The sequence below is a fragment of the Mycolicibacterium sp. Y3 genome, assembly GCF_051188035.1.
Lineage (GTDB): Bacteria > Actinomycetota > Actinomycetes > Mycobacteriales > Mycobacteriaceae > Mycobacterium > Mycobacterium fluoranthenivorans.
This window is the reverse complement of sequence record NZ_JAVQLT010000001.1, coordinates 2,859,566-2,869,186: the sequence shown is the minus strand read 5'-3', so window position 1 is coordinate 2,869,186 and position 9,621 is coordinate 2,859,566. Positions and strand designations below refer to the sequence as shown.

Sequence of the window (9,621 nt, the reverse complement as noted above, 5' to 3'; positions counted from 1 at the left end):
GCGCAGCGACGGGGAGGGGTTACAGCGACAGGTAGTTCTTCAGCTCAAACGGGGTGACGGTGCTGCGGTAGTTCTCCCACTCGGTGCGCTTGTTGCGCAGGAAGTAATCGAAGACGTGCTCCCCCAACGCTTCCGCGACGAGTTCGGAACCCTCCATCTCGGTGAGGGCGACACCCAGCGAGGACGGCAGTTCGCGGTAGCCCATCGCGCGGCGTTCCTCGGGCGTCAGGCTCCACACGTTGTCCTCGGCCTGCGGCCCGAGCGCGTAGTTCTTCTCGATACCGCGCAGGCCGGCGGCCAGCAGCACCGCGAAGGCCAGGTACGGGTTGCAGGCCGAGTCGGGACTGCGCACCTCGATACGCCGGCTGGACGCCTTGCGCGGGGTGTACATCGGCACACGCACCAACGCCGACCGGTTGGACGCACCCCACGACGCGGCCGTGGGCGCCTCGCCGCCGTGCACCAACCGCTTGTAGGAGTTCACCCACTGGTTGGTGACGGCGCTGATCTCGCTGGCGTGCTCCAGGATCCCGGCGATGAACGACTTGGCGACATCCGAGAGTTGCAGCGGGTCGTCGGCGCTGTGGAAGGCGTTGTTCTCCCCCTCGAACAGGCTCATGTGGGTGTGCATGGCCGAGCCCGGGTACTCACCGAACGGCTTCGGCATGAACGACGCGCGCACCCCGTCGGCCAGCGCGACCTCCTTCACCACATACCGGAAGGTCATCACGTTGTCGGCCATGGAGAGCGCGTCGGCGTAGCGCAGATCGATCTCCTGCTGGCCGGGCGCACCCTCGTGGTGGCTGAACTCCACCGAGATACCCATCTGTTCCAGCGCGTCGATGGCGTGCCGGCGGAAGTTGGGGGCCGCGTCGTGCACGGCCTGATCGAAGTAGCCGCCGTTGTCGGCCGGAACGGGCACCGAACCGTCATCTTCGCCCGGCTTGAGCAGGAAGAACTCGATCTCCGGATGCACGTAACAGGAGAAGCCCAGATCACTGGCCTTGGCCAACTGGCGGCGCAGCACATGCCGGGAGTCGGCCCAGGACGGCGAACCGTCCGGCATGGTGATATCGCAGAACATCCGCGCCGAGTAGTGCTTGCCGGCGCTCGTCGTCCACGGCAGCACCTGGAAGGTGGACGGGTCGGGTCGCGCCACGGTGTCCGATTCGTACACCCGGGCGAAGCCCTCGATCGACGAGCCGTCGAAGCCGATGCCCTCTTCGAACGCACCCTCCAGCTCGGCGGGGGCGATCGCCACCGACTTGAGGTATCCGAGGACGTCGGTGAACCACAGCCGCACAAACCGGATATCGCGTTCCTCCAGCGTGCGCAGCACGAATTCCTTCTGGCGGTCCATGACCGAAGCCTAGGCAGCGGCTGTTAAATCCGTGTTACACGCGAGGATCGGCTTTGCGCGGGCAGCGCGCGATCTGGCGTGATGGCGTGATTCAGTACACCGATGAGCAGTCGATCCCGCCAAGACCTGGCGGCCGCCGCGGAGTTGCGCACGCTGGCCGATTCGCTGGGTGCCGCGACTGCCGCGGCGGCCGCCGCCGAATGGGGCGACGACACCGCCTTGCGCGCCGAGGCCGCCAAGGCGCGGTCCACCCTGGCCACGCTGACGCAGCTGCACGACGACGCCATCGCCGAAGCCCCGGCCGAGGTGGTGCACGCGGTGCGCCGCGCCCGGGTGGCGGTGGCCGAAGCCGTCGTGAAAGTCGCCCAGGCCCGTGCGGTGAACCCCAGCCTGGTCCCACCGGTGCGGCCGTCGCTATCGGGCGGCGCCCGGCGGGTGGCCGACGAGGTCCGCCATATCGTGGCCGACCGGCCGCGCGCGGTGCTGCTGCGGATCGTGATCACCCTGGGTGTCAGCCTGAGCTTGGTGGCGTTCTATCACCTGACCGGTCTGACCCGCTACGACGCGGGCCGGCTGACCCTGTACCTGTTCGCCGCGGTGGTCGGCAGCGTCGTGTGCACCAACGCGTTGTGCTTCGAGGCCGACCGGGTGCGGCGCGCGCTGGTCGCCGGCGACCCGGTGTGGCGGGTGCTGGTGACCAAGAACCTGGCGATCGCCGCGGCGGTGCTCGGAGCGGGCCTGCCCGTGATCACGGTGCTGGCCGTGGCGGGCGACGGCAACTTCGTCGCGATGGTCGACCAGCTGCTCACCATGGTCTTCATCTGGCTGGGTGCCGCCAACGTGTTGTCGGTGGTGTATCCGCTGCGCCACGAACCGATTTCGGCGCGCCTGCACGACGGAACCTGGCTGCCGTTCGCGTTCTCCTTCGCCCTGTCCTACGGGGTCGGGCTCACCGTGAACCTGATGATCTACTGGCGGTTGTGGTCGCGCCAGACGGCGTCACGCGAGCTGGTCTGCGGGGACTGGGCGGCCTTCGCCCTGGTGCTGGGCAGCGCGCTGAGCAGTTGGGTGCTGCTGACCGTATTCGCCGTCACGTGCAGTCGTCATCCCCGGCTGCGTGCCCGACTCTCCCGCGAAATGGTTGCCTACCAGAAGAATTGAGTTCAGTACTCAACACTGCAGGCTGGCAGGTGGTGGCGTCAGCGCGGTCAGGAAGTTCACCACGGCGGTGTCCACGCAGGCGTCGCCGTTGAACACCACGGTGTGCTGGGTGCCGTCGAAGGTGATCAGCGAGGCATCGAGTTCACGGGCCAGGTCCACACCGGCCTGATACGGCGTCGCCGGGTCGCGCGTGGTGGACACCACCACCGCCTTACCCGCCGGCAGGGGGGACGCCTCATGGGGCACGGTGGTCGGCGGCACCGGCCACAGCGAGCAGATATCGCGCGGCGCATATCCGGTGAACGTCCCGTACTCCATGAACGGCGCGGCCGCGCGGGCCCGCTGATCGGCCTCGGCCCACACCGCCGGATCCTTCGGGTAGGGCCCGTCCACGCAGCGGATCGCGGCGAACGCGTCCTGCTGGTTTCCGTAATGGCCGGCCGGGTCCCGGTTCCAGTACTCGTCGGCCAGCGTCAGCAGGTCACCGGCGTCGGTGCCGCGGGCCAGCCCGAGCAACCCACTGGTCAGGTACTTCCAGTAGCGCTTGGTGTAGAGCGCGTTCGCGGTGCCGGTGATGGCATCGGCGTAACCCAGCCCGCGCGGGTCGGAGGTGCCCCCGGGACGCAGCACCAATGGGTCGATCAGCTGGTGGTAGCGGTTGGAGAACTGGGCGGGGTCGGTGCCCAGCGGGCAGTCCGGTGAGCGTGCGCAGTCGGCGGCGTAGTCGTTGAACGCCGCTTGGAATCCGGCCAACTGGTTGATGTTCTCGTTGATGGGATCGGTGCCGGGATCGACGGCCCCGTCGAGAACCATCGCGCGGACGCGGTCCGGATAGCGATCGGCGTAGGCGGCGCCGAGTTCGGTGCCGTAGGAGAACCCGAGGTAGCTGATCTGTTCCTCGCCGAGTGCGGCGCGCACCACGTCCATATCCCTGGCCGCCGACGCGGTGCCGATACTGGCCAGGAATTGCGGACCCATCCGGTCCAGGCAGGACTGGGCAAACTGCCGGTAGACATCCTCGATATGCGCCACCCCGGCCGGGCTGTAGTCGGCCAACGGCTCGCGGCGGTAGGCGTCGAACTCCGCGTCGGTGCGGCACCGCACCTGCGGGGTCGAATACCCGACACCGCGCGGATCGAAGCCGACCAGGTCGAAACCCTGCGCGATGGGGGATCCGGCCAGGGCGACCGCCATCCCGGCGACGGTGTCGACCGCCGACGCGCCCGGGCCGCCGGGGTTGACCATCAGCGTGCCGATCTTCTGCCCGCTGGCCGGGACCCGGATCACGGCCAATTGTGCTTGTGCGCCTTGCGGATTGGCGGCGTTCGGGTCCACCGCATTCCAGTCCACGGGCACCGCCACGTCGGCACACTGCGCCGTCGGCAGCAGTCGCTCGATCTCGGGGCCGGCGCCGAGGAAGCGCTGACAGCTCCCCCACACCGCCGGCCGGCCGTAAACCGATTCGGGTGCCGCCACCGCGGGTGCGCACAGCACGCCAGCCACAATCGGGAGGGCCAGCAGCATTGCGAAAATCCTGCCCGCCAGCCACATGGCGCTCATGTTTGCACAGCCCGTGGGCGGGGTCGCCCGCAGTATCCCGCCAGTGATGATCAGCAACCAGACAGTGACGGGGCCGTTATCAAAGACGCGCGACCGGCGCGGCTACTCAGCAGCGGCTGCCTTCCGGTGGCACCGCCACGTCCACGAGGTATTTGGCGGCGATCCCGTCCACGCAACTGTTGCCCTGGAACACCACGGTGTGCTGGGTGCCCTCATACGTCAGCAACGTGCCGCCCAACTGCTTGGCCAGATCGACACCGGCCTCGTACGGCGTCGCCGGGTCGTTGGTGGTCGACACCACCAGGGTCGGCGGCAGGCCGGACACCTTCAACTCGTGCGGCGTGGAGGTCGGCGGCACCGGCCAGAAGGCGCACGTGCCGAGCGGGGCGTGCCCGGTGAACTCGCCATAGCTCATGAACGGAGCGACCTCGCGGGCCCGGCGGTCCTCGTCGATGACGGTGGCGCGGTCGGTGATGGGCGGCTCGTCGACACAGTTCACCGAGATCCGGACATCGGTCGAGTTGTTGTAATGACCGTCGGCATCGCGGCCCATGTACAGGTCGGCCAGCGCCAGCATGGTGTCGCCGTGCCCCTTGGTGAGCTCGGTGAGCGCCTGGGTGAGGTGGCGCCACAGGTTCGGCGAGTACAGCGGCAGGATGGTGCCGACGACGGAGTCGCTGTAGCTCAGGCCCCGCGGATCCTTGGTCGGGGCCGGCTTGTTCACCAGCGGGTCGACCAGCGAGTGGTACACGGCGACAGCCTTGGCGGGGTCGGTGCCCAGCGGGCAGTCCGACTTTGTCGCGCAATCGGCGGCGTAGTTGTCGAACGCGGTCTGGAACGCCTTCGCCTGGCGGATATCGGCTTCCACCGGATCGGCGTTGGGGTCCACCGCGCCGTCGAGAATCATCGCGCGCACCTTGTCCGGGTACCGCTCGGCGTACTCCGCTCCGATCCGGGTGCCGTACGAGTAGCCCAGGTAGGTCAGCTTGTCATCGCCGACGGCCTGCCGCATCGCTTCGAGATCTTTTGCCACGCTTACGGTTCCGATGTTCTCCAGGAACTCGTCGCCCATCTTCTCCTGGCATCGGGCGACGAAGGCCTTGGTCTCGGACTCGATATGGGCCACCCCCTCCGGGGTGTAGTCGACCTGCGGGTCGGCCCGGAGCCGGTCGTTGTCGTCATCGGAGTTGCACCACAGGGCCGGCCTGGAAGACCCGACACCGCGCGGGTCGAAGCCGACCAGGTCGAAGCGCTGACGCACCGAGTCGGGCAAGGTGCCCACCATCGACACCGCGGCGTCCACCCCGGACTCCCCCGGCCCGCCGGGGTTGACGAACAGGGTGCCGACCTTCTGACCGGTGGCCCTGAAGCGGATCATCGCCAGTTGAGCGACCTCACCGTCGGGCTTGTCGTAGTTCACCGGCACGGACAGGAGGCCACAGTCGGCACCCGACGGTATGCGCGCTTCACCCGAGCCCGCCTTGCACGGTGACCATTGCACCGGGCTTCCGGGCCGGGGCGCGGAGATCACCGCTCGCCCGTCGACAACATTGCTGCATCCTGTGACAAGGAGCAGCACCATGGCGGCCGCGACGACGCCGCGCGTGAGCTTCATGGCTGACCATGCTGCCATGCGCCGATATCGGTGCTGGTGAGCGCTACCTAGACGCGGTTGGTCGCGTCGAGCAACTCATCGAGGGCGAGGGCGAAGTCGTCGGCCATGTCCCACAGATCGGGCAGCAGCTCGGGACAGGAGATGATGCCGATATCGAGCTTGCCGTTGAGCGACATGACCGTGATGTTCAGCCCCGACCCATGAAAGATCGGACCGAGTGGATACATCGCCTTGACCTCACACCCGAGCAGATAGAGCGGAACCTGCGGGCCGGGCACGTTGGAGACCACCAGGTTGTGCACGGGTACCGCCGCCGACAGGTTGCTGCGGGCGTAGACACGCATCGCGATACCGAATACGGCGGGCGCGGCGAACTGCGACCAGTCCTGCAGCAGTGTCGCGCCGATCGCGGAACTATGTTGCTTGGCAGTTGAATTGGCCGCCGAGATGGCTTTCAGCCGATCAACGGGGTCGTCCACGTTGGTGTGCAGCGAGGAGAACATCCCCGACACCTGATTGCGCCCGGGCCGGTCGGATTTGTCGTGCACCGACACCGGGATCATGGCCACCAGCGAGGATTCCGGCAGTTCGTCGCGGTCGAGCAGGTAGCGGCGCAGCACCCCGGACACCAGTGCCATCACCACATCGTTGACCTTGACCCCGAAATGGGCTCGCACCTTCTTGATATCGCCCAGGTCGAGCTCGGCGAACGAGATGTTGCGGTGCCCGGTGACATTCGCGTTGAAGGTGGTCTTCGGCGCGGCGAACGGCGCGGCCATGGCGAGCCCCTTGGTGGCCCGGCGCGCGGTGTCGATGACGGTGGACAGGGTGGAGGGCAGCATGTTCACCAGCTTCAGCGGCCGGGTGGCGAACGTGAGGGCGCCGTTGACGGCGATCTCCAGTTCGGATGCGCTTCCGGCCCCTTGCACGGGGTCCGGCGGCGGGGCGTCGGGTTCGGTGCTGCACAGCGTCGACATCAGGTTGGCGCCGGTGACGCCGTCGACGGCGGCGTGGTGCACCTTGGTCAGCAGGGCCAGCTTTCCGCCGGCGTGGGCGTCGGTGCCCGCGATGTTCTCGATGACCCACATCTCCCACAGCGGCCTGCTGCGGTCCAGCGGCAGCGACGCGATATGCCCGCAGATCTCGGCGAGTTCGGCGCGCCCACCGGGTGCGGGCAGCCCGATCCGGTGCAGATGGCGCTGCACGTCGAAATCGTTGTCCTCCACCCACACCGGATGATCGGGGTTGAACCTGCTGTCGGCGAGCTTCTCCCGGAACTCCGGCATCGCCTTGATCCGCATCGCCAGGTCGTCGCGCAGCCGGTCGAAGGTGTAGCCGCCGGGCATCGTGGCGGTGTCCAGTTCCAGGATCGAGCAGACGTGCAAAGGCTGCGCCGCGGTTTCGAGGTAGAGGAAACTGGCGTCGAGACCGCTCAGTCGTTGAAGTGCGCGCCTTTGCATGAGGCCGATGGTAGGTCCGCGCCGCGACGGTGTGAGGAAATCCACTTAACCCGGCGTTCAACTTCACGGGTCCGGGTGGCAGACTTGGGACTGTCAGAAGACCCGGGGACCGCTGACGGCCTCGAGGATCTACCCGACAACACACATCGAAGGACAATGATGTCTGAGCAGTCCGTTTATGGTGGCACCAGCACGCCCGTGAAGGTCCGCACCCACCATCTGCAGAAGTGGAAGTCCGAAGGCCACAAGTGGGCCATGCTCACCGCCTACGACTTCTCCACCGCCCGAATCTTCGACGATGCCGGGATCCCGGTCCTGTTGGTCGGCGACTCCGCCGCCAATGTCGTCTACGGCTACGACACGACGGTGCGGGTCACCGTCGACGAACTCATCCCGCTGGTCAGCGCCGTCGTCCGCGGTGCGGCACACGCGCTGGTGGTCGCCGATCTGCCGTTCGGCAGCTATGAGTCCAGCCCGGCCCAGGCACTCGCCACCGCGACCCGTTTCATGAAGGAGACCGGCGCCCACGCCGTCAAGCTGGAGGGTGGCGAGCGGGTGGCCGAGCAGATCGCCACGCTGACCGCGGCCGGTATCCCGGTGGTCGCGCATATCGGCTTCACCCCGCAGAGCGTGAACAGCCTGGGCGGCTACCGCGTTCAGGGCCGCGGCGACGCGGGCGATCAGACCATCCACGATGCGATCGCGGTGGCCGAGGCCGGCGCGGTCGCCGTGGTGCTGGAGATGGTGCCCGCCGAGCTGGCCACCCAGATCACCGGCAAGCTCACCATCCCGACGATCGGTATCGGCGCCGGCCCGAACTGCGACGCGCAGGTGCTGGTCTGGCAGGACATGGCCGGGATGACGTCGGGCAAGACCGCCAAGTTCGTCAAGAAGTTCGCTCAGGTCGGCGACGTATTGCGCAGCGCGGCAACGCAATACGCCGACGAGGTGGCCAGCGGAGTATTCCCGGCCGAAGAACACTCCTACTGAGTCGGTACTGAGTCAGGAAAACTCGGGCGCCCGCTTGCCCAGGAACGCCGCGATGCCTTCTCTCCCGTCGGGAGAGGAGGCATTGCCGGCGATATGGCGGGCCTCATGCTCCAGCTGGGCTTCATAGCCGGCCGAGTACGTGCTCAACAGCAGCTTCTTGACCGCCGAGTTGGATCCGCGCGCACCAGCGGCCACCTTGGCGGCCAGCGCCTCCAGCCACTGGGGCAGCTCGGCGTCGGGCACCACCTCGGTGACCAGTCCCCACGCCAGCGCCTCGGACGCCTTGAGCACCCGGTTGGTGATCATCAGGTCCTGGGCGCGGCGCAGTCCGACCAGACGCGGCAGCACATAGGACGCGCCGCCGTCGGGGCTCAGGCCCGCCTTGGTGTAGGCCATCGTGAACGATGCCGATTCGGCGGCCAGCACCAGATCGCCCGAGACGCCGAGGGAGAATCCGGCACCGGCGGCCACCCCGTTCACGGCGGTGATGAGCACGGCATCCATCCGCGCGAAGGTGGACATCGCCCGGTGCAGATCGTTGGCGATGCCCTTGACGAACACTCCGGGGTCGGGCGCGGCAGCCATCGACTTGAGGTCCCCGCCCGCGCAGAAGAAGCGTCCCGCGCCGGTGAGCGTGACCACCTTCGTCGCCTCGGTGTCGCACAGCGAGGCCGCGACGGCCAGCTCGCGGGTCATCGCGTCGTTCATGCCGTTGGCCGCGTCCGGCCGGTTCAGCACGATGCTGGTGACGGGCCCCGACTGAGCGAACTTCAGCGTTTCGAAATCGGTCATGTCGCACACCGTATTACGTCGCCGCGGCGGCGTGTAACGCGAGGCGGGTTTCGGCGGCGGCCCGTAGCGCACCGAAGTCACCGTCGTAGCCCAGCGTGCGCAGCGCACCGTCGGCACTGATCCACGGTTGTTCGGGCGGGCAGGCCCCGTCATCGGACCGGCGGTTGATGGCCGACTCGACGAGCCGGAACGGAAGGTCGTCGGCATCGGCCGGACCGCCGTACTCGGCGATCACGGCCGCGGCCAGCGCCCGGTAGCGCTCGCGCAGCTCTGCGCGCCGGCGGCGGAACTGCGCGAACCGGTCCACGCGCAGCTCGGGCAGCAGATACAGGGCGCCCAGGTTCCAGGTACCGCGGCACAGCTGCGCGACGTCCGACACCATCAGCGTGTAGAGCTGGTTCACCGCGGGGCCGCCTTCGGCGACCAGTTCGGTGGCCAGTTGCAGGGGCGCCTCCACCGTGCCGGCCAGCAGCGCATCGAGGATGTCGTCCTTGGTGGCGAAGTGGTGATACAGCGAGGCCTGGCGCATCCCGACGGCATCAGCGATCCGCCGCGTCGAGGTGTTGGCGTAGCCGTGTTCGGTGAACAGTTCCGCGGCGGCATCGAGAATCTCGTCGCGCGGGGTGCGTCCCGGGCGACGCGGTTTCTCGAGCCTCGGACGTCCACGACCCTCGCTGCTCATG

The 9,621-nt window shown here is 68.0% G+C and carries 8 protein-coding genes; 2 read left to right on the top strand and 6 right to left on the bottom strand.

Annotated features, from left to right (window positions below; genetic code table 11):
• Window positions 1–19: 19 nt before the first annotated feature.
• Window positions 20–1,360 (bottom strand): type I glutamate--ammonia ligase, encoded by a 1,341-nt coding sequence (glnA, locus tag QN239_RS13900; protein ID WP_499011127.1) that lies wholly within the window; start codon window positions 1,358–1,360, stop codon window positions 20–22.
• A gap of 102 nt (window positions 1,361–1,462) precedes the next feature.
• Here glnA and QN239_RS13895 point away from each other — a divergent pair, with 102 nt between their 5' ends.
• Entirely contained in the window at window positions 1,463–2,521 is a 1,059-nt protein-coding gene (locus tag QN239_RS13895; protein ID WP_499011124.1) for an ABC transporter permease, read from the top strand.
• A 9-nt stretch (window positions 2,522–2,530) separates the two neighbouring features.
• Here the strand turns inward: QN239_RS13895 and QN239_RS13890 are convergent, their stop codons facing one another.
• From QN239_RS13890 to QN239_RS13880, 3 genes are all read right to left on the bottom strand, one after another.
• Window positions 2,531–4,081, bottom strand: a complete 1,551-nt coding sequence (locus QN239_RS13890) for an alpha/beta hydrolase (RefSeq protein WP_499011122.1) — start codon at window positions 4,079–4,081, stop codon at window positions 2,531–2,533.
• A 106-nt stretch (window positions 4,082–4,187) separates the two neighbouring features.
• Complete coding sequence (locus tag QN239_RS13885; protein WP_499011119.1) at window positions 4,188–5,696, bottom strand: alpha/beta hydrolase; 1,509 nt, start codon at window positions 5,694–5,696, stop codon at window positions 4,188–4,190.
• A 47-nt stretch (window positions 5,697–5,743) separates the two neighbouring features.
• Complete coding sequence (locus QN239_RS13880; protein WP_499011116.1) at window positions 5,744–7,156, bottom strand: WS/DGAT/MGAT family O-acyltransferase; 1,413 nt, start codon at window positions 7,154–7,156, stop codon at window positions 5,744–5,746.
• Window positions 7,157–7,315: 159 nt separating this feature from the next.
• Here QN239_RS13880 and panB point away from each other — a divergent pair, with 159 nt between their 5' ends.
• Window positions 7,316–8,146, top strand: coding sequence for a 3-methyl-2-oxobutanoate hydroxymethyltransferase (panB, locus tag QN239_RS13875; protein ID WP_090354001.1), 831 nt, complete (start codon window positions 7,316–7,318; stop codon window positions 8,144–8,146).
• Between the two features lie 12 nt (window positions 8,147–8,158).
• Here the strand turns inward: panB and QN239_RS13870 are convergent, their stop codons facing one another.
• Window positions 8,159–8,938 carry an enoyl-CoA hydratase/isomerase family protein gene (locus QN239_RS13870; RefSeq protein WP_499011113.1) on the bottom strand — a complete coding sequence of 260 codons (780 nt, stop codon included), beginning with the start codon at window positions 8,936–8,938 and terminating at the stop codon, window positions 8,159–8,161.
• 13 nt (window positions 8,939–8,951) lie between these two features.
• Window positions 8,952–9,620 carry a TetR/AcrR family transcriptional regulator gene (locus QN239_RS13865; RefSeq protein WP_499011111.1) on the bottom strand — a complete coding sequence of 223 codons (669 nt, stop codon included), beginning with the start codon at window positions 9,618–9,620 and terminating at the stop codon, window positions 8,952–8,954.
• Between the last annotated feature and the right edge of the window lies 1 nt (window position 9,621).

What these genes read in the sequence shown, in the direction of transcription:
- glnA (WP_499011127.1), bottom strand. Translation starts at nt 1,360, where the DNA reads ATGGACCGCCAGAAGGAATTCGTGCTGCGCACGCTGGAGGAACGCGAT.
- QN239_RS13895 (WP_499011124.1), top strand. Translation starts at nt 1,463, where the DNA reads ATGAGCAGTCGATCCCGCCAAGACCTGGCGGCCGCCGCGGAGTTGCGC.
- QN239_RS13890 (WP_499011122.1), bottom strand. Translation starts at nt 4,081, where the DNA reads ATGAGCGCCATGTGGCTGGCGGGCAGGATTTTCGCAATGCTGCTGGCC.
- QN239_RS13885 (WP_499011119.1), bottom strand. Translation starts at nt 5,696, where the DNA reads ATGAAGCTCACGCGCGGCGTCGTCGCGGCCGCCATGGTGCTGCTCCTT.
- QN239_RS13880 (WP_499011116.1), bottom strand. Translation starts at nt 7,156, where the DNA reads ATGCAAAGGCGCGCACTTCAACGACTGAGCGGTCTCGACGCCAGTTTC.
- panB (WP_090354001.1), top strand. Translation starts at nt 7,316, where the DNA reads ATGTCTGAGCAGTCCGTTTATGGTGGCACCAGCACGCCCGTGAAGGTC.
- QN239_RS13870 (WP_499011113.1), bottom strand. Translation starts at nt 8,938, where the DNA reads ATGACCGATTTCGAAACGCTGAAGTTCGCTCAGTCGGGGCCCGTCACC.
- QN239_RS13865 (WP_499011111.1), bottom strand. Translation starts at nt 9,620, where the DNA reads ATGAGCAGCGAGGGTCGTGGACGTCCGAGGCTCGAGAAACCGCGTCGC.